This is a genomic window from Armatimonadota bacterium (genome assembly GCA_031459765.1).
Lineage (GTDB): Bacteria > Sysuimicrobiota > Sysuimicrobiia > Sysuimicrobiales > Kaftiobacteriaceae > Kaftiobacterium > Kaftiobacterium secundum.
This window is the reverse complement of the sequence record JAVKHY010000007.1, coordinates 21,494-40,336: the sequence shown is the minus strand read 5'-3', so window position 1 is coordinate 40,336 and position 18,843 is coordinate 21,494. Positions and strand designations below refer to the sequence as shown.

The window sequence follows — 18,843 nt, the reverse complement described above, 5'->3', positions numbered from 1 at the left end:
GTTTCTTCTCTCCCTTAGCCATCGTGGAGGCCGGCCCTGCCGGAGCAGACAAGATCCTGGAGCGACGCCCGCCGGCGGGGCCTTGCCGGGACCGATTTCGGGAAGGAACCAAAAGACGATCCCTGTGCCTGAAGGCGAGGGTGGTGGGGCTCATGCCCGATCTCACCTGGGATGAGTGGAAGACGCTCATCTCCATAGCCGTAGCCGTCATCCCCGCCGTGCTCAAGTTTCGGGTGGAACTGACCCGGGCGATCGACGTCGTCGCCGAGGGGGTCGGGCTCCTCGTGCTGGTCCTGGGCGTGCTCCTCTACACCCACACCTACCCCCAGTGGGAACGCCTGCAGGCGAACCTCGGCCCGCTGTCCGCAGAGTCCCCCCTGCTGGCCGCGCAGCAGGTGCAGACCCTCTTCACCCTCTACGCGGGGTCCGTGGCGCTGATGGTCCTCGGGGGCCTGCTGGCCTTCTCGGGGCTGCTGGGCCGACTGCGCGGCGCCACAAAACGCCGGTAGCCCTTCGCCCGCCTCATCGCCCGGACCAGCGTCAGCCGACCGGCTTCAGCCGGTTCAGGTACTGCCCGCGGAACTTCGCCACCTTGGGCGCGATCACCATCCGACAATAGGGCTGGTCCGGGTTACGGGCGAAGTACTCCTGGTGGTAGTCCTCCGCCGGATAGAAGACCTGGAAGGGCACCACCTCGGTGACGATAGGATCCTCCCAGATCCTCTCCTCGTTGAGCTCGGCGATCACTTCCCGGGCAATGCGTTCCTGTTCCGCACTGTGGGTGAAGATCGCGGACCGGTACTGTGTGCCGATATCCCCGCCCTGGCGGTTCACGGTCGTCGGGTCGTGGATCGTGAAGAAGACCTTGAGCAGATCCCGGTAGGAGAGGACGTCGGGATCGAAGGTGACCTGCACCACTTCGGCGTGGCCGGTCTCTCCGGTGCAGACCTGCTTGTAGCTCGGGTTGGGCACGTGGCCCCCGGAATAGCCCGAGACGACGTCCAGGACGCCTTCCAGCTGGTCGAAGACCGCCTCCAGGCACCAGAAGCACCCGCCGGCCAGCGTCGCCACTTCCCTGCGCATGATCCCCTCCGTCGTTCGATCCCTAGGCGATCTCCTGCCAGGACGCGCCTCATCGCGCCCAGGTCCGCGCCTTCGCCCGTCTTTGCCGGCCCGACCTCCCGATCATCGAACCTCTGCTCCGCCCGCTGCGTATAGGCAGGGGAAGCACCGACAGATCAGGCGGAGGCGATCATCATGCGTGCCGGTACGTTTGTCCTCACGGCCCTCCTGCTCCTGCTGGTCGCCGCCCCTTCTCCGGCGGCGGCGCAGGACACGATCAGCATCGTTGGCGTTGTGGTGAAGGTCCAGGACGAGGACACGTTCGTCCTGCGTGAGCGCGCCGGTCTGGGAAGGACTTCGGAACGGATCTGGATCGTCCGCATGAACAGGCACACAGAGGGCTGGCGCGACGACCACGTCCGTGCCAGGCTGCGGGTCGGCATCGTCGTCGTCGTCCACGGGTGGCTCGACGGAGGCCGGATCGTGGCCCGGACGATCCGCATCGGCGGCGATGAAGAGGACCGGTGGGATGGGGACCGTGTCGGTCGGCGGATCGAGATTGCAGGTGTGATCGTGGATGTGGACCGCCGCGGGCGGGGCGTCCTGGAGGTCCAGACCCGAGCCTTCGGCCGCCGGCCCGCGATCTGGACCGTCCGGCTGACCGCCCGGACCCGCGTCGAACTGCCGGGCGGCCGAGAAGTCGAGGTCCGGGATCGACCGGGCATCTTCCACATCTTCCGCGAGGGCGACTTCGTCGAAGTCGAGGGGCGCCTGCTGGGTGATCGCTGGGACCGGCGGATCCTGGCCGAGGAGATCAGCCTGCGCCCGCGGCACCGCTTCGGGGGGCCGGGAGGAGTCTCCCCTCCCGTCTTCGGGCCTGGCGGATGGTGATTCACTCCGTCGATGCCCCCTCCGCAGCGTCACGGGTAAACCCGTTTTGGCGACGGTGCCCCAGGGCTGAGGAGCACGACGGGGATGCGGCGGGACGTCCGGGCCTGATAGACCGCATACCCCCGATACGTCTGCACCGCCCGGGCCCAGAGCCGTTCGCGCTCCGGGCCCGTCGCTTCGCGGGTCCGCACGGGGATCCGGCGCCCGCCGAGGCGCACCTCCGCTGCGGGATGGGCGCGCAGGTTCAGCAGCCACCGGGGATGGCGCGGGGCGCCGCCGTTGGAAGCAATGACCACAAGATCGTCCCCGTCGCGCAGGAACGTCAGCACGGTTTCCCGACGGCGACCCGTGTGCCGATCCATCGTGGCAAGCAGCAGCACCGGCATCCCGGCGATGCACCCGCCCAGCCGGCCGCCGCTGGTGCGGTAGATCCAGCGGTGGAGCCGCCAGGCCAGCGCCGCCAGCCTCCGCCCCGCACGGCGTCTCATCGCGGCCGGACGCGCGCGGCGAGGAGGGCCGACGATGGCATCATTCCGGGACTACCGCCGCGTTCCCTCAGGCCGATCGCCGCGGAGGTAGGCCAGCCAGTAGACCCCGGCCACGAGCACGGTTCCGCCGACGATGTTGCCGGCCGTGACCGCGATGAGGTTGCGCGCCGCGCCGATCAGCGAGACGGCGCCCGACGTGTCCTGGGCCAGCCCAAAGGGGAGGAAGAACCAGTTGGCGATCGAGTGCTCGAAGCCGACGGTCACGAAGGCCGCAATGGGAAAGACGATGCCCAGCACCTTGTCCGTGACACTGCGGCCGCCCAGGGTCAACCACACCGCCAGGCAGACGAGCGCGTTGCAGAGAATGCCGCGGGCGAAGGCCTCGGCCAGAGTCAACTCCACCTTAGTCCGCGCGATCTGTACCGCCGTGTCCCCCACCGCCCCTCCGCCGAGGGCGCCGATGTTTCCCCACACGACCAGCAGCACGGTGCCCAGGGCGCCGACCGCGTTGCCGGCGTACGAGATCACCCAGTTGCGAGCGACCTCGCGCATCCCGATCAGCCCGCTCGCCCAGGCCATGGCCAGCAGGTTGTTCCCCGTGAAGAGTTCGGCGCCCGCCACGACGACGAGGACGAGGCCCATGGAGAAACTCAGACCCCCGAAGAACCGGGTGATGCCGAAGCCGAGGCTGGGCCCCGTGATGACGACGGTAAAGAACAGCGCTCCCAGGGCGATGAAGGCGCCGGCAAGCACGGCCAGGAGGGCCAGGGTCAGCGCATTGCCGCGCGCCTTCGCCACCCCCACGGTGGCGACCCGGCGCGCAATCTCCTGCGGCGGAAGCGCATCGGCCAGAAGCGGTGTCTGATCGGTCACGGCGTGCCCATGCGGCGCCTGGCTATCTCCCCGTGGCGCCCCGCTGCCCGCGGGGACGGGGCGCAGGCCGCAGGCGCCGGCGCACGACCGGTCTCGTCGGCTTCCGGCGGACCACTTCCTTGAACCCGGCCCGATCGTAGAGGGACTTTGCCCCGAACCACATCGACAGCGGATGGCTTCGCCCGGGCTTGTCCACGGGATAGGCTTCCAGGAGCCTGGCTCCCCGGGACCGCGCGTAGTCCATCGCGCCGCGCAGCAGCGCCTTCGAGATCCCCTTGCCGCGTTCCCGGGCGTCGACAAAGAAGCAGACGATCGACCAGACCGGCCGGTCGTCCACCGGTTTCATGATCGGGGAGTTCGCCAGGCGAGGATACTCCTCGCGCGGCCCGACCGAGATCCATCCGACGGGCCGTCCGTCCCGGTACGCGATCAGACCCGGCACGACCCCCGAGGCCACCCAGCCCCGCATCAGTTTCCTGTTCGCCTCGGGTGAATAGTCGCGGCCGGTCTTCCGGTAGTAGGTGCACCAGCAGGAGCGGAGGATGGACGCACCAGGCCGGCGAGCCAGCTCGACGAAGTCGGTCCAGCGATCGGCGGTCAGCGGACGAACCTCAAGCCGCATCGGGTGGCCACCCCCGGGGGACCCAGCGCAGGGCGCCGCGATCCTGCAGGCTCGGAGAGACCCTGCGCAGGTACGTCCTCCGTCGAAGCCCTTGATTGGCGCAGCGGGCCCCGCTTCCTTTTTCCTGGCGCCATGGGGCGACCGCTTCCGGGAAATGCGAGGAGGGCCCTCGCACGAGGGCCCTCCTCTGTGAAAACTGCAAGTGGAAGGGGCCGTGGAACACCCGGTCACCACCGCTGATGACCGGTGCACCGTGTTCTCCTTAGAAAGGAGGTGATCCAGCCGCACGTTCCCGTACGGCTACCTTGTTACGACTTCACCCCAGTCACCGACCCCACCTTCGACAGCTCCCTCCCTTGCGGGTTGGGCCGCTGGCTTCGGGTGGAACCGGCTCCCATGGTGTGACGGGCGGTGTGTACAAGGCCCGGGAACGTATTCACCGCCGTGTGGCTGACCGGCGGTTACTAGCGATTCCGGCTTCACGCAGGCGAGTTGCAGCCTGCGATCCGAACTGGGACCGGATTTCAGGGATTAGCTCCCCCTCGCGGGGTGGCCACCCGTTGTTCCGGCCATTGTAGCATGTGTGTGGCCCAGGGCATAAGGGGCATGAGGACTTGACGTCATCCCCGCCTTCCTCCGGCTCGTCGCCGGCAGTCTCCTTAGAGTGCCCGGCATGACCCGCTGGCAACTAAGGACAGGGGTTGCGCTCGTTGCGGGACTTAACCCAACACCTCACGGCACGAGCTGACGACAGCCATGCACCACCTGTGCAGGCTCCCGATTTTACGGGTCCCTCCCCTTTCGGTTCGGTACTTCCTGCATGTCAAACCCTGGTAAGGTTCTTCGCTTAGCATCGAATTAAACCACATGCTCCACCGCTTGTGCGGGCCCCCGTCAATTCCTTTGAGTTTCAACCTTGCGGCCGTACTCCCCAGGCGGCTCACTTAATGCGTTAGCTGCGGCACTGAGGGAGTAACCCCCCAACACCTAGTGAGCATCGTTTACGGCTGGGACTACCGGGGTATCTAATCCCGTTCGCTCCCCCAGCTTTCGCGTCTCAGCGTCAGGGATGGCCCAGGTGACCGCCTTCGCCACTGGCGTTCCTCCCGATATCTACGCATTTCACCGCTACACCGGGAATTCCATCACCCTCTGCCACCCTCAAGCCCGCCAGTTTGGCGCGGCCTCCCACCGTTGAGCGGTGGGCTTTCACACGCCACTTAACAGGCCGCCTACACGCGCTTTACGCCCAGTAAATCCGGACAACGCTCGCCCCCTACGTCTTACCGCGGCTGCTGGCACGTAGTTAGCCGGGGCTTCCTCCGGGGGTACCGTCACCTTGCGGCTTCGTCCCCCCCGACAGCGGTTTACGACCCGAAGGCCTTCATCCCGCACGCGGCGTCGCTGGGTCAGGCTTGCGCCCATTGCCCAAGATTCCCAACTGCTGCCTCCCGTAGGAGTCTGGGCCGTGTCTCAGTCCCAGTGTGGCTGACCACCCTCTCAGGCCAGCTACGCGTCTTCGCCTTGGTGGGCCATTACCCCACCAACTAGCTGATACGCCGCGGGCTCATCCTGAAGCCCCTTGCGGGGTTTCCGCACCAGGCGATGCCACCCGGTGAGGGTATCGGGTATTAGCCCCGGTTTCCCGAGGTTATCCCCGTCTTCAGGGCAGATTACCCACGTGTTACTCACCCGTTCGCCGGTAGAGTTGAAACCGTCCCTTGCGGGACAGCCAACCCTCCCTCGACTTGCATGTTTGAGGCACGCCGCCAGCGTTCGTCCTGAGCCAGGATCAAACTCTCCGTCGGAACTCTCAAAGGAGGTTTCCGAGGAACCACTCCTCTAACGAAACAACACCCCGTCAGATCGCTTCCGATCCGCCGGGGAGACATCGTCAGAGGTGGGTGTGCAAAACGGCTCCCTTACCACTATGCAGTTTTCAAGGTTCGCAGCGGGGTGCTAACCCGCCGGTCGCACATCTGACGATACCAGCGAGGGGCGGGGCTGTCAATCCCGAAGAGGGATCACGGTCGAAGCTCGCGGAGAGGGCAGATTTGGTCACGTGTCCCGTGGATGACGCGTCTCTGTTCAGAGGTGTGGCGCTCGCACTGGGGATGGGGCTCAGCCTGGGGGTGGCGGGCGCGGCCCGGGCGGCCGGATGGCTGACGCGCGATGGCCTGATCGCCGCGGCGGCCGTCGGCACCCTGGTGTTCGGGTTCGGAGGGTTTGCTCCTGCGGCGTTGCTGGTCACGTTCTTCATCTCCAGCAGCCTGCTCACCCGGTGGCGCGCCGATCGTAAGACGCACCCCGAACATCGACGGGGGCGGAGCGGCTCCCAGGTCCTGGCCAACGGGGGAGTGGCGACGGTCCTGTCGACATGGTATGCCCTCTCCCCGTCGCCGGGGCTGGCCGTGGCGATCGCCGGAGCGATCGCCGCCGCCACCGCCGACACCTGGGCCACCGAGGTGGGGCTGCTCAGCCGCCGCCCGCCCCGACTCATCACCACCTGGCAGCCCGTGACGCCCGGGACGTCGGGCGGGATCACGGTGCTGGGCACCCTGGCCGGCGCGGGAGGAGCGGCCGTCATCGCTTTCTTCGGCGCCTTTCTCCACCTTGCGCCGTGGGCGCCGGTCTGGCTCGGGGGGATTGCCGCGATGGTCGTAGACAGCCTGCTGGGGGCGACGGTCGAAGGCCGCCGGCCGGACGCGGGCAACAATCTGGTAAATCTTGCCGCCACTCTGGCCGGAGCGGGTCTTTCGGCGCTGGCGGCGCTGTTATTGAGGTGAGCCCGGGTCGCGCGGCGCCCTTCCCGGCAGGTCCCCCTCCCCGGCCTGCGCGATCATGGTCAGGAACGCCTCGACCGCACGGGGGTCGAACTGCTTGCCGGCCTGCGCTCGAAGATACGCCAGGGCCCGCTCCCTGCTCCAGGCCGGCCGGTAGGGCCGCGGCGAGGTCAGGGCGTCGAAGACGTCGACGACGGCGAAAATCCGCGCGGCCAGGGGGATCGCTTCGTCCTTCAGGCCGCGGGGGTAACCGGAGCCGTCCCACCGTTCGAGGTGGCAATACGGGATGTCCAGGGCCGGCCGCAGGAACTGGATCGGCCAGAGCAGGTCGTAGGCCAGTTGCGGGTGCCGGCGCATCACCGCCCACTCCTCCTCCGTGAGAGGGCCGGCTTTCAAGAGGATGGCGTCGGGAACCCCCATCTTTCCGATGTCGTGCAGCAGGGCACCGCGGCGGATGTGGACCATCTCCTCCTCCGGTATCCCGAGCATCCGCGCCAGGGGCGACGGGTGTGGTCCTGCGTCTCGCGGTCGCGCAGGTCCAGCGCGCTGGCCCACCCCTCGATCGTGGCGTCGTAGGCGAGGGTCAGTTCCAGGTTGGATCGGTGGGCGGCCTCGAACAGCTGCGCGTTGTCGATGGCCAGTGCTCCCTGCCCGGCCAGCGTGTCCAGCAGGTCCAGCCACTCCTCGTCGGGAGCGATCGGACGGCGGTGGAATCCCTCCAGCACGCCCTTGACCTGGGCCTTGGCAACCAGCGGCACGGCGAAGTGGGTCTGGAACCCCTCGACCTCCAGCAGGGCGGCGCGGGTGTAGGTCGGAGCCTCCGCAGGGGTGACGACGATCACCGGGCGGCGCTCGAGCGCGGTCCGTCCGGCCACCCCCTCTCCGACGCGGAGGCGGCCCTCCTGATACACGCGGGTGCGGAATCCCCTGCCGGCCGCCGGCTCCAGCAGGGCGAGCTGCGGCACCATCAGCAGCACCCCGGCCGCGTCGAACCCCAGCTGGGTCATCACCTGCTCGAGGAGAATCCCCAACGTGACGCGCAGGTCCAGGCTCCCGATGATCGCGCGGTCGACGGTGCGCAGGGCCTGGAGGTGACTCAGCCGGCGCAGCGTCTGCTCGTGCAATCGCAACCGGTGCAGCGTTGCTCCGGCCATCTCGGCCAGGGAGGTCACCAGGGCCACATCTTCGGCGCCCGTCTCCCTGGCCGCCGGCACGGAGACGAATAGGACGCCGACGGTGTCGGCCTCCGACCGGATGGGGACGGCGATGCCGCCCCAGCCCGGGGGAATGCCGGCCGCCTGCGCGGGCAGCAGGGGGTCTCGGGCGAAGTCGGCCGAGCGGTATGGACGGCCGGTGGCGAACACGGTTCCGGCGATGCCCTCGCCGGGGGCGAGCGAGGAGTCATGGAGCGCGCGGAACCACGCAGGACGACCGCGTGCAGACGCTGATCCTCGGGACGGTACAGCATGATCGACCCGCTGTCCGTGTCGAAGACCGCGAGGGTCTCGTCCAGCAGGACCGGCAGCGCCTCCTCGACCGTCTGGGCGGCGCGCAGGGCGGCGGAGACGCGGTGCAGCGCCTCCAGTTCCCTCAGACGCCGGCGCAGCTCCTCCTCGGCTCGGCGGCGCTCGGTGACATCCTCGATGGCCAGCAGGATCAGCCTGGTGCCGGCGGTCTCGTGATAGAGCCGACGGGCGTTGAGCAGCATCGTCCGCCGTCCGATCTGCGGGAAGTCGTGCCCGACCTCGAAATCCTCGAAGGCTGTGTTGAGCGGCAGGATCTCCTCCAGCAGGCGACGCAGCGCCGGGATGTCCCACTGGCCGGTGCCCAGTTCGTACACCAGCCAGCCCACGGTCTCCTCGAGGCTCACCTGGAACAACCGGCAGAAGGTACGGTTGGCGACCACCACGCGCAGGGCGGCGTCAAGGACGAGCAGGGCCTCCCGGGCGGTGGCGACGATCCCCTCGGCGAGAGCCCGCGCTTCCTCGGCGGCGCGCCGGTTGCGGCGCTCCTCCGTCTGGTCGCGAAAGACCAGCACGACGCCGGTCAAGCGGCCTTCACGGTCGCGGATCGGCGCCCCGGCGTCGGCGATGGAGTATTCACGACCATCGCGGCTGAGGAGCAGGCTGTGATTGCCGAGGCCGATGACCACTCCCTCGCGCAGGATGCGGGCCACCGGATCCTCGACGGCCAGCCGGGACTCCTCGTTGACGATGCGGACCACCTGATCCAGCGGCCGACCCCGCGCCTCCCCTTCCGGCCAGCCGGTCAGCCGCTCGGCCACGGGGTTCATCACGGCCACGGTGCCGCGCGCGTCGGTCGAGATGACCGCGTCGCCGATGCTGTAGAGCGTGGCCCGCAGCTCGGCCTCGCGGCGGTGTAGCTCCTCCTCCAGGCGCCGGGCGGCGGTCACGTCCCAGGCCATGACCAGGAGCAGGCGGCGACGGTCGACGACGGCGGGATGCGTGGTGAGTTCGACGATCACCGTGCCGCCCTCTGGGCGCCGCAGATGCCAGGGACCGGAGCGCGTGGCGCGACTGCGTTGCAGCTGCGCCCTCAGGCCGTCGCGTTCGTCCTCCGGGCAGAGGTCGGTCAGGGTCCTCGTGCGGAGTTCCGCATCGGAGTGGCCGGAGGCGGCCGCGGCGGCGTCGTTGGCCGCCAGGATCCCCAGGGTGCCCGGATCGCACAGCCAGACGGGAACAGGGTGGTGACGCAGCAACGCGAAGAGGTCGTGACCGGACGGGCCCTCCCTGCGCGTCACGATCAAGCCTCCGACTGAAGGAGACGTTAATCCGGAGGGTCGTGGACGAGGGACGCCGTGCGGTTCCTCACCCCAGGCCCCGGCCCGCCCGAAACGTTAGCCGATGATAACACATCCCCGTCACGCGGAAATGTCGGGCACTCCTCCCCGCGCGGCCCGCAGGGCGCGCTTCGTGTAGAGGCCGGCCAGGTGCGCGCGGTACTCCCGGGAGGCGAACAGGTCGCCGTTGACCTCGACCCCGTCGGCGGCTTTCTCCGCCGCCGCGGCGATCAGCTCGTCGGTGAGCGTCTTCCCCGCGAGCATCGCTTCGGTCGCCCTGGCCCGGTAAGGGGCGGGGCCCACGCCGGTGACCCCGACGCGGGCTGCCCGGCAGGCGCCCTGCTCGTCGAGCGTGACCAGCGCGGCGACCCCCACGACGGCGAACCCCGACGCCGGGTGCGGCAACGAGAGATAGGCGCCGCCCGTGCGCGGCGGCGGCACCGGGACGCGGACCTCGACCAGGATCTCGTCGGGCCGCAGCGCGGTCTGGAAGACGCCGGTGAAGAACTCCTCGGCGCGGATCGTCCGGCGGCCCCCGGGGCCTTCGGCCACGATCTCGCACTCCAGGGCCAGCACCGCAGCGGGATAGTCCGCGGCCGGATCGCCGTGGGCCAGGCTGCCGCCGATCGTGCCGAAGTTGCGCACCTGCACGTCGCCGATCGAGCCCGCCGCCTCCGCCAGCAGGGGAGCCTTCGCCCGCACCTCCGGGGAAGCCTCGATCGTCCAGTGGGTGGTGAGGGCGCCGATGGTGAGCATCGTACCGTGGTCCCTGACGCCGCGCAGGCCGTCGATGCCGCCCAGGTCGATCAGGTGGGCTGGCGTGACGAGACGGAGCTTCATCAGCGGCAGCAGGCTGTGCCCGCCGGCCAGGAGCTTGGCGTCCGGGAGCATGCGGAGCAGCTGCAGCGCCTCTTCCACAGACGACGGGGCGTGGTACTCGAACTGCGCCGGGATCATGGGCTCACCCCCTTCGTCTTCATCCGGGCCTGCTGAATGGCGTTCCAGATACAGTTGCCGGTCAGCGGCATGTCCAGGTGCCGGATCCCCAGCGGCCGCAGGGCGTCCAGCACGGCGTTGACGACGGCGGCGGGGCTGGCGATCGTGCCGGTCTCCCCGACCCCCTTCACCCCCAGCGGGTGGTGCGGAGACGGCGTCTCCGTGCGCGCGGTGACAAAAAGCGGCACTTGCGAGGCCTTGGGCACCGCGTAGTCCATCATCGTGCCGGTGAGCAGTTGCCCCCGGTCGTCGTAGACCGCCGCTTCCCACAGCGCCTGCGCCATCCCCTGGGTGATGCCGCCGTGCACCTGGCCGTCCACGATGAGCGGGTTGATCGCCCGCCCGCAGTCGTCCACCGCGATGTAGTTGGTGATCGCAGCGCCCCCTGTCTCGGGATCGACCTCCACCGTGCAGAGGTGCGTCCCGAAGGGATAGGTGAAGTTGGGCGGATCGTAGAAGGCGGACGCCTCCATCCCGGGCTCCAGTCCCGGCGGCAGGTTCCAGGCCAGGTAGGCCTGCAGCGTCACTTCCTGGAACGTCTTCGCCCGGGAGGGAGCCCCTTCGACGAAGTACCGGCCGCCTTCGAACCGGACGTCCGCCTCGGGAGCCTCGAGCAGGTGGGCCGCGATCTTGCGTCCCTTCTCAATGATCTTCCGAGCGGCCACGGCGCAGGCGGCGGCGCCGACGGGAGTGGTCCGGCTGCCGTAGGTGCCCCACCCCATGGGCGTGACGGCGGTGTCGCCGTAGATGACCTGGACGTCGTCAATGGGCACGCCGAGTTCATCGGAGACGACCTGGGCGAAGGTGGTCTCCTCGCCCTGGCCGTGGGGCTTCTCGCCGATGAAGACGTTCACTTTCCCCGTGGGATGGACGCGGATCACGGCGCTGCCCCATAGCCCACCCTGAAAGCCGACCGCCCCGGCGACCGGCGACGGCCCGAGCCCGCAGATCTCGACGTACGTACAGGCCCCAATGCCGATGAGCTTGCCGTCGGTCGGCCCGCGGCGCTGCCGCTCGCGCCAGGCCGGGTAGTCCAGCATCCGCAGCGCGGTATCCAGGGCGTGCTCGTAGTCCCCACTGTCGTAAGTGATCCCCGTCACGACGGTATAGGGGAACTGCTCCTTGCGGATGAAGTTCCGCCGGCGGATCTCGATAGGATCGAGACCCAGCTCCCCGGCAGCCAGGTCCATCAGGCGCTCGACGAGATACGTCGCTTCCGGCCGGCCCGCGCCGCGGTAGGCGTCCACCGGGGCGGTGTTGGTGAACACGCCGACGACCTCGTAGTCGATGGCCGGGAGGACGTAGGCGCCGGAGAGCATCAGCCCGTGGAGGATCGTGGGCACGCCTGGGGCTGCCGTGGAGAGGTAGGCGCCCAGGTTGGCGTAGGTGCGGCCGCGCAGACCCAATAGCGTGCCGTCCCGCCGGACGGCCAGTGCCACGTCGGTGACGTGATCCCGCCCGTGAGCCGTGACCAAGTAGTTCTCCCGGCGGTCCTCCACCCACTTCACCGGCCGGCCCAGTTCGCGGGAGCAGAAAGCCACAATAGCCTCATCGGGGTAGACGAAGATCTTGCTGCCGAAGCCGCCGCCGACTTCCGGCGAGATGACCCGCAGGCGGTGTTCCGGGATCCCCAGGACGCCGGAGAGAATGACGCGGTGGATGTGCGGGTTCTGCGAAGTAACCCACAGAGTCAGGTCGCCGGTGTTGGGATTATAGTCGGCCACCGCCCCGCGGGTTTCCATGGCATTCGCGATAAGCCGCTGGTTGACGAAGCGCTGGCTGATGACCGCGTCGGCCTGAGCGAAGGCCGCGGCGGCGTCTCCGCCGGTCACCTTCCAGCGGAAGGCGATGTTCTGCGGCGCCTGCTCGTGCAGGAGCGGAGCGCCGCCGGCCACCGCCTGCTCGGCCGCGGTGACCACCGGCAGCGGCGCGTAGTCCACCTTGACGCGATCCGCCCCGTCCCGGGCGCTGTAGCGGTCTTCCGCCACCACGACGGCTACGGCGTCGCCGACGTAGCGGACGCGGTCGGTGGCGATGGCCGGGTGCGGAGGCGTCTTGAGGTCGGCGTTGGGGATCAGCCAGGCGCAGGGCAGCGGCCCCACCTTGCCGGCGAGGTCGGCCCCGGTGAACACGGCCACCACCCCCGGCGTCTGCCGGGCCCCGGAGAGGTCGATGCCGACGATGCGCGCGTGGGCGTGCGGGCTGCGCACGATGGCCGCGTGCAGGAGACCGGGGAGCTTCACATCGTCGGTGTAGATGGCCTTGCCGGTGATGAGGCGGGGATCTTCGCGCCGCTTGACCTTGGCTCCGAACAGCTTGGTCACGGCCATCTCAACGACCCCCCTTTCCACCGGCAGACTGCGCCGTTGCGGTCACAGGGATCGCTGGAACCGCCTCCGCCTTGAGGCGGCGCGCCGCGTTCTGGACAGAATTCACGATGTGCTGATAGCCGGTGCACCGGCACAGGTTCCCGTCTAGGCCGTGCCGGATCTCCGCCTCGCTGGGATCGGGGTTCCGGGCCAGGATCTGCAGGGCGGAGAGCATCATCCCCGGCGTGCAGAACCCGCACTGCAGCCCGTGCTCCTCCCAGAAGGCCTCCTGGATGGGATGGAGCCGACCGTCCTGGGCCAGCCCTTCCACGGTGAGGATCGTGGCCCCGTTGGCCTGGACGGCCAGCAGGTTGCACGATTTGGCGGTCAGCCCGTTGAACAGGATCGTGCAGGCGCCGCAGCTGGTCGTGTCGCACCCGATGTGGGTGCCGGTGAGCCCGAGGACCTCGCGCAGGTAGTGCACGAGGAGCAGTCTGGGCTCCACCTCGTGGTGGTGCGTGACGCCGTTCACCGTGACGGTGATGGCGCGCTTCACCTAGTCACCCCCCTTCGGAAAACAACACGACGCGGCTTGGCCGCGTCGGAGGCTACCCTGCGAAACCCGTCCAACCCCGGTACTGTCACGATGACGCTCCCCGCCCAGGAGATCCCGCGGCGCAGTCAGGCGCGTCTCGAAGAGTGGCGAAGGGTGCGAAACCCGTTATGCGATTGATCCGACCAGTGAGAACAGAGAGGACGTTCGCGAGAGCCTAGGAGGCTTCCTCCCTGCCATCCCCGGTCCCGCCGTCGAGCATGGCCTCGGCGATCCAGAGGGCCAGCAGGCAGTCCAGCCCGTCCACCAGCGGCCGGGGGTACTCCTGCCGCACCAGAGCCGGCCGGGGGATGTCCTTGTGTCCGAGCCATCCGCTCAGGCCTGTCATGGGTCTCAGCATGCGTCTTCTGCGGCGGCCGGGCAGCGCCCGCGATCGCCGCACCTCTGTGATACCCGGCACGTTCGTCTCACAGGCCTCATCGGTGACTTTCCCCCGCTAGCGAACCACGAGCGCTCCGGTCATCCCCGCTTCCTGGTGCCCCTCGATCGTGCAGGCGAAGGGCATCCGCCCCCCGGCGCGGGGGACAAAGGATAGCGTGGCGGTCGCCCCGGGCTGCAGGCGGAGGATCTCCAGCCCGGGCGCTTCGATGCGCGTCTGCGTGTCGACGACGGTCACGGGCAGGCGGTGCAACGCGGCGGCCTGGAACTGGTGGGCGATCTGTCCGCGGTTGACCAGGCGGATGACCGCCGGCCGGCCGGCGCGGAGCAGGATGGTCGTGGGACGGAAGCGGAATTCGGTCATCTCGACGACGATCGGGGAAACGGATGCGACCGCCGCAGCCGATGGCTGCCCGAAGGCGATCGCAACGAGGACGACCACGACCAACAGGCCTAATGGCCGATCCATGGAGGCGGTTAGGGGAGGGCAGACGCCCTCCCCTGACGACTATTCATTGTTGAACGCCGTGAGCAGCGGGTTGAACTCGCCGAAGACGCCGTTGGGATTCGGGTACCAGATCCAGAAGTGCAGCGTGACCAGCGGCGGATGCCAGAAGTTGAAGGCGGCCCCGGTCTTGGCGTTGGTCTTCGCGGACCTTCTGCCAGTCGGTTGAAGGCCTCGTTCCGGCGGTCGTGGGAACCTGTGATCCGCTCTCTACCCCCGCTCCGTTGGCGCCGCTGGCGGACGTCCTGCCTCACCTCTCCCCCGCCGTGGCAGATCTGATCGCCCGCGGCGCGCCGGGGCCGCAGGTGTTCCGTGCCGTCCTCGAGGACCTGACGACGATCCCTCGACTGGCGGTGTTCGAGGACATCCATTGGGCCGATGAGGCGACGCTCGACTTGCTGCGGTTCGTCGGTCGGCGGATCGAGCGGACGAGGACGCTCCTGGTCGCCACCTTTCGCGACGACGAGGTCGGGGCGCAGCACCCGCTCACCCGCTTTCTGGGGGACCTGGCCACCGGCACAGGAACTAGGCGGCTGACGCTGCCTCCGCTCACGCCGGCGGCCGTGGCGGTCCTGGTCCGGGGCAGCGGCCTCGACGCCGCGGCCCTCCACCGCCGGACCGGAGGGAACCCGTTCTACGTCACCGAGATCCTGGCCAGCCCCGCTCCCGGAATCCCCCCGACGGTCCGCGATGCGGTGTTGGCCCGAGTCTCACGGCTCTCCGCGGGGGCACGCGCCGCTTTGGAGATCATCGCGGTGATCGGCCCGCGGGCGGAGATGGCGTTGGTGCGCGACCTCGCCGCGGATCCGGCGGGATTCGAAGAGGGCGTGACCTCGGGGATGCTGCGGGCGGAGGGTCAGATCCTGACCTTTCGCCATGAACTCGCCCGGCAGGCCGTGCTCGACTCCCTGCTCGCGCAGCGGCGGGCGGCGCTCCACGGGGCGGTGCTGCGGGCTCTGCTCGCGCACGGCGAGCCTGACGCCGCGCGCGTCGCCGATCACGCCGAGGCGGCGGGAGAGGTGACGACCCTGGCGGCATGGGGCGCGGCCGCGGCGAGGCGAGCCCGCACGCTGGGGGCCCATCGGGAGGCTGCCGCGCAGTTCGAGCGCGTCCTGCGGGCGGCTCCCCTGGCTCCGCGAGAGCGCGCCACGCTGCTCTTCGAGTACGCCGAGGAAGCCGCGATGCTCGATCGCGTGCCTGAGGCGCTGCGTGCCATGACCGAAGCCACCGACCTGTGGCGCGCCCTCGGCGACATGCTGCGGACGGGGGAGGGGCTGGCCCGGCAGAGCGTCTTCCTGGTGAGCGCCGGACGGAATCCGGAGGGCGAGGCCGCCCTCGCCGCGGCCCTGGAGCTCCTGGAAGCCCTTCCCCCAGGTATCGAGCTGGCCCGCGCCTATCGCATGCAGGCGTACCTGCGCATGCTCAATCGCGACAACGACGAGGCGATCGTCGTCGGACAGACGGCTGTGGAATTGGCCAGGCGCCTCGAGGATACCCCCACCATCGTCGGCGCCTACAACGCGATGGGCTCGGCGCTGCTGCTCTCCGGCCGGATTCCGGAGGGAATCGCGCAGCTCGAGGCGAGCCTTCGTCTGGCGCGCGAGGCGGGTTTGGAAGGTGATGTCGCCCTGGCCTACGTCAATCTGGGGAGCGCGCTGGGAGAGGTGTACGCCTTCCCCGAGGCCGATCGGGACTTCGCCGAGGGGATCGTCACTGCCTGGAGCGCGACCTCGATCAATCACGCCATTACATGATGGCCTGGCAGGCGCTCTCGCATCTGTACCAGGGGCGATGGCCCGACGCAGAGGCCATGGCCCGGGCGGCCCTAACGGAGTCGGGGATCAGCGTCATCACGCGCATCATGGCCCTCGTCGCCCTGGGCCGTCTGCTGTCGCGGCGGGGCGATGCCGGCGCCCGTCCGCTCCTTGATGAGGCGCTCGACCTGGCTGCGGGAACGCAGACCCTGCAGCGGCTGGCGCCGGTCCACGCCGCCCGGGCGGAGGCCGCGTGGCTGCGGGGAGATCGGGCGGCGACGCGTGCCGAGGCCCTCGCGGCCTATGACCTCGCTCAACGCCATGCCCATCCCTGGTTCGTCGGAGAACTGGCCTATTGGCTGTGGCGAGCGGACGCGCTCCCCCGCTCGCCCACGCCCTGCGCCGAGCCCTTCGCGTTGCAGATCGCCGGGAACTGGGCCGGCGCGGCCGAGGCCTGGACCCGGCTCTGTTGTCCCTACGAGGCGGCGCGCGCGCTGGCCGAAGCGCCGGAAGAAGGCCCGCTGCGAAAGGCGCTGGGGGAGTTCGAGCGGCTCGGGGCGCGCCCGATGGCCGGCGCGGTCAGCCGCAAGCTGCGCCTCATGGGCGTGCGGGGCATTCCGCGCGGACCGCGTCCTGCCACCCGCGCGCACCCCGCGGGCCTCACCGCGCGCGAGGCGGAGATCGCGCAGCTCATCGCCCAGGGGCTCCGCAATCCCGAGATCGCGACCCGGATGTACCTCTCCGTCAAGACGGTGGACCACCATGTCTCGTCGGTGCTGGCCAAGCTCGGCGTGCGCAGCCGGGCGGAGGTCGTCCGCGAGGCGACCAGGCTCGGCCTGCTGGATGGCGACGGATAGGTGAAGGATTGCCCTCGCGGCCCACAGAAACTGTCGGGAACCATCCCGCATCCAGGGATGTCCATATGAAGCTGCTCGAACGCGAGCAGAACCTCAAAGATCTCAAGGGATGGATGGACGAGGCGGCCGCGGGCCATGGCCGTCTCGTCTTCATCGCGGGCGAAGCCGGCGTCGGGAAGACTGCCCTGCTGCGCCTCTTCGCCCAGTCCGTCGAGGGCATCGCCCGCGTGGCCGTCGGCGCCTGCGACCCCCTCTCCACGCCGCGGCCGCTCGGTCCGCTTCTTGATGTGAAGGAGAAGCCCGCGAAGCCGCACGGCTGGGGCTGACCCCGGAACCCGCGGGAGCGGCGGCCAAGGGGACGTGACACCGTCGGCTAGTGCCGAAAGTGGCGGATTCCCGTGAAGACCATCGCCATGCCGTGCTCGGTCGCGGCGGCGATGACTTCCGCGTCCCGCACCGACCCGCCGGGCTGCATCACGGCCGTGACGCCGGCCCGGGCCGCGGCGTCGATGCCGTCCCGGAACGGGAAGAAGGCGTCGGAGGCCATCACCGCCCCCCTGGCCCGCTCCCCGGCCACCTTCACGGCAATCTCCACGGCGCCGACCCGGTTGGGCTGTCCGGCCCCGATGCCGACCGTGGCCCCGTCCTTGGCCAGGACGATGGCGTTGGACTTCACCCACTTCGCCACGGTCCAGGCGAAGCGCAGATCGGCCAGCTCCGTGGCCGTCGGGGCGCGAGGGGTGACCACGCGCAGCGCATCCTCCTCGAGGTCCACGACATCGCGGTCCTGGAGGAGCATGCCCCCGGCCACACTCTTCATCTCCAGGCCCGGCCGCGACGCGGGCGGGTCGGCTTCCAGGAGCCGAAGGCTCGTCTTCTTCCTGAGCGCGTGGCGGGCCTCGGCGCTGAATCCGGGGGCGATCACAACCTCCGTAAAGATGCCGGCAATCGCCAACGCCGTCGGCCCGTCAACCGGCCGGTTCAGGGCCACGACGCCGCCGAAGGCCGAGACCCGGTCGCAGTCGAGGGCGGCCCGGTAGGCCTCGGCAAGGGTGGCGGCGGTCGCCGCGCCGCAGGGCGTGGCGTGCTTGATGATGGCCGCGGCCGGCGCGGCGAACTCGTTCACCAGCCCCCAGGCGGCATCGAGATCGACCCAGTTGTTAAAGGACAGCTCCTTGCCCTGCAGCTGCCGCGCGTCGGCGAGCCCGCCCGAGCCGACGGTCGGCCGATAGAACGCACCCTGCTGGTGCGGATTCTCCCCGTAGCGCGTCTGCTGCACCTTGCGGAAGGCCAGCGTCAGGAGGTCGGGGAAGCGCCCCCCGGCGGCCGCCTGGAAATAGCCGGCGATGGCGGCGTCGTAGGATGCGGTCCGGGCAAAAGCTTCGGCCGCCAGACGTCGGCGGGTCTCGGCGGAGAGGCCGCCGTCGCGGCGCAGCTCTTCGATCACCGGACCGTACTGGGACGGATCGGACAGCACGGCGACACGCTCCCAGTTCTTCGCCGCGGCGCGGATAAGGGCGCACCCCCCGATATCGATGAGCTCCACCGCTTCGCTCATCGGCGCCCGGACCCCCCGCACCTCGAAGGGGTACAGGTTCACGACGACGAGGTCGATGGGCGCGATGCCTAGATCCTCCAGCGCCGTCCGGTGCGCCGGATCATCGCGGCCGAGAATGCCGGCGAAGACGGCCGGGTGCAGCGTCTTGACGCGGCCGTCGAGGATGGCGGGATAGCCGGTGATCGATTCGACCGTGGTCACCGGCACGCCGTCATCGGCCAGCGCCCGGGCCGTGCCGCCGGTGCTGATCACGGCGGCGCCAAAGGCGACCAGCGCCTTCGCCAGCTCGACGACACCGGTCTTGTCCCAGACGCTGATCAGGGCGCGCCGGATGGCGATCGGCCCCGGCGCGAA

At 69.6% G+C, this 18,843-nt stretch carries 19 protein-coding genes and 1 rRNA gene; 6 read left to right on the top strand and 14 right to left on the bottom strand.

Annotated features, from left to right (window positions below; all coding sequences use genetic code 11):
- Positions 1 to 152 precede the first annotated feature (152 nt).
- Complete coding sequence (locus tag QN141_09385; protein MDR7558689.1) at positions 153 to 509, top strand: hypothetical protein; 357 nt, start codon at positions 153 to 155, stop codon at positions 507 to 509.
- 31 nt (positions 510 to 540) lie between these two features.
- On the opposite strand, the gene msrA is transcribed toward QN141_09385, so the two are convergent.
- Positions 541 to 1,083, bottom strand: a complete 543-nt coding sequence (gene msrA / locus QN141_09380; GenBank protein ID MDR7558688.1) for a peptide-methionine (S)-S-oxide reductase MsrA — start codon at positions 1,081 to 1,083, stop codon at positions 541 to 543.
- A 174-nt stretch (positions 1,084 to 1,257) separates the two neighbouring features.
- On the opposite strand from msrA, the gene QN141_09375 reads away from it, so the two are divergent.
- Positions 1,258 to 1,953: a DUF5666 domain-containing protein gene (locus QN141_09375; GenBank protein ID MDR7558687.1), complete on the top strand. Its 696-nt coding sequence runs from the start codon at positions 1,258 to 1,260 to the stop codon at positions 1,951 to 1,953.
- 29 nt (positions 1,954 to 1,982) lie between these two features.
- On the opposite strand, the gene QN141_09370 is transcribed toward QN141_09375, so the two are convergent.
- The 4 genes from QN141_09370 to QN141_09355 all read right to left on the bottom strand — a co-directional run bounded on the left by QN141_09370 (position 1,983) and on the right by QN141_09355 (position 5,744).
- Complete coding sequence (locus QN141_09370; protein MDR7558686.1) at positions 1,983 to 2,441, bottom strand: nitroreductase family deazaflavin-dependent oxidoreductase; 459 nt, start codon at positions 2,439 to 2,441, stop codon at positions 1,983 to 1,985.
- A gap of 51 nt (positions 2,442 to 2,492) precedes the next feature.
- Positions 2,493 to 3,314, bottom strand: a complete 822-nt coding sequence (locus QN141_09365; protein MDR7558685.1) for a formate/nitrite transporter family protein — start codon at positions 3,312 to 3,314, stop codon at positions 2,493 to 2,495.
- A 22-nt stretch (positions 3,315 to 3,336) separates the two neighbouring features.
- The gene (locus QN141_09360; GenBank protein MDR7558684.1) at positions 3,337 to 3,936 is read right to left on the bottom strand and encodes a GNAT family N-acetyltransferase; all 600 of its coding nucleotides are present in this window, start codon (positions 3,934 to 3,936) and stop codon (positions 3,337 to 3,339) included.
- A gap of 266 nt (positions 3,937 to 4,202) precedes the next feature.
- Positions 4,203 to 5,744: ribosomal RNA gene (locus QN141_09355) — 16S ribosomal RNA — on the bottom strand.
- A gap of 288 nt (positions 5,745 to 6,032) precedes the next feature.
- Between QN141_09355 and QN141_09350 the strand changes: the two genes are divergently transcribed.
- Positions 6,033 to 6,722, top strand: a complete 690-nt coding sequence (locus tag QN141_09350; GenBank protein MDR7558683.1) for a DUF92 domain-containing protein — start codon at positions 6,033 to 6,035, stop codon at positions 6,720 to 6,722.
- On the opposite strand, the gene QN141_09345 is transcribed toward QN141_09350, so the two are convergent.
- The 8 genes from QN141_09345 to QN141_09310 all read right to left on the bottom strand — a co-directional run bounded on the left by QN141_09345 (position 6,711) and on the right by QN141_09310 (position 14,257).
- Positions 6,711 to 7,184, bottom strand: coding sequence for an HD-GYP domain-containing protein (locus QN141_09345; protein MDR7558682.1), 474 nt, complete (start codon positions 7,182 to 7,184; stop codon positions 6,711 to 6,713). The two genes, QN141_09350 and QN141_09345, sit on opposite strands and share 12 nt — an antisense overlap.
- Positions 7,112 to 7,900 (bottom strand): GAF domain-containing protein, encoded by a 789-nt coding sequence (locus QN141_09340; GenBank protein MDR7558681.1) that lies wholly within the window; start codon positions 7,898 to 7,900, stop codon positions 7,112 to 7,114. The genes QN141_09345 and QN141_09340 overlap by 73 nt, the downstream gene beginning before the upstream one ends.
- On the bottom strand, positions 7,888 to 9,480 hold the full coding sequence (locus QN141_09335; protein MDR7558680.1) for a PAS domain S-box protein: 1,593 nt from the start codon (positions 9,478 to 9,480) through the stop codon (positions 7,888 to 7,890). Before QN141_09335 ends, QN141_09340 begins: the two co-directional genes overlap by 13 nt.
- 120 nt (positions 9,481 to 9,600) lie before the next feature.
- On the bottom strand, positions 9,601 to 10,476 hold the full coding sequence (locus QN141_09330; protein ID MDR7558679.1) for a xanthine dehydrogenase family protein subunit M: 876 nt from the start codon (positions 10,474 to 10,476) through the stop codon (positions 9,601 to 9,603).
- Entirely contained in the window at positions 10,473 to 12,845 is a 2,373-nt protein-coding gene (locus QN141_09325; GenBank protein ID MDR7558678.1) for a molybdopterin-dependent oxidoreductase, read from the bottom strand. The genes QN141_09330 and QN141_09325 overlap by 4 nt, the downstream gene beginning before the upstream one ends.
- Before the next feature lies 1 nt (position 12,846).
- Positions 12,847 to 13,380, bottom strand: a complete 534-nt coding sequence (locus QN141_09320; protein ID MDR7558677.1) for a (2Fe-2S)-binding protein — start codon at positions 13,378 to 13,380, stop codon at positions 12,847 to 12,849.
- A 214-nt stretch (positions 13,381 to 13,594) separates the two neighbouring features.
- Positions 13,595 to 13,777, bottom strand: coding sequence for a hypothetical protein (locus QN141_09315; GenBank protein MDR7558676.1), 183 nt, complete (start codon positions 13,775 to 13,777; stop codon positions 13,595 to 13,597).
- A gap of 96 nt (positions 13,778 to 13,873) precedes the next feature.
- Positions 13,874 to 14,257: a cupredoxin domain-containing protein gene (locus QN141_09310; GenBank protein ID MDR7558675.1), complete on the bottom strand. Its 384-nt coding sequence runs from the start codon at positions 14,255 to 14,257 to the stop codon at positions 13,874 to 13,876.
- A gap of 287 nt (positions 14,258 to 14,544) precedes the next feature.
- Between QN141_09310 and QN141_09305 the strand changes: the two genes are divergently transcribed.
- The 3 genes from QN141_09305 to QN141_09295 all read left to right on the top strand — a co-directional run bounded on the left by QN141_09305 (position 14,545) and on the right by QN141_09295 (position 17,257).
- Entirely contained in the window at positions 14,545 to 16,074 is a 1,530-nt protein-coding gene (locus tag QN141_09305) for a hypothetical protein (GenBank protein ID MDR7558674.1), read from the top strand.
- On the top strand, positions 16,071 to 16,931 hold the full coding sequence (locus QN141_09300; GenBank protein MDR7558673.1) for a response regulator transcription factor: 861 nt from the start codon (positions 16,071 to 16,073) through the stop codon (positions 16,929 to 16,931). Before QN141_09305 ends, QN141_09300 begins: the two co-directional genes overlap by 4 nt.
- Positions 16,932 to 16,996: 65 nt before the next feature.
- Complete coding sequence (locus tag QN141_09295; protein MDR7558672.1) at positions 16,997 to 17,257, top strand: AAA family ATPase; 261 nt, start codon at positions 16,997 to 16,999, stop codon at positions 17,255 to 17,257.
- A 47-nt stretch (positions 17,258 to 17,304) separates the two neighbouring features.
- Here the strand turns inward: QN141_09295 and purH are convergent, their stop codons facing one another.
- Positions 17,305 to 18,828 carry a bifunctional phosphoribosylaminoimidazolecarboxamide formyltransferase/IMP cyclohydrolase gene (purH, locus tag QN141_09290; GenBank protein ID MDR7558671.1) on the bottom strand — a complete coding sequence of 508 codons (1,524 nt, stop codon included), beginning with the start codon at positions 18,826 to 18,828 and terminating at the stop codon, positions 17,305 to 17,307.
- Positions 18,829 to 18,843: the final 15 nt, after the last annotated feature.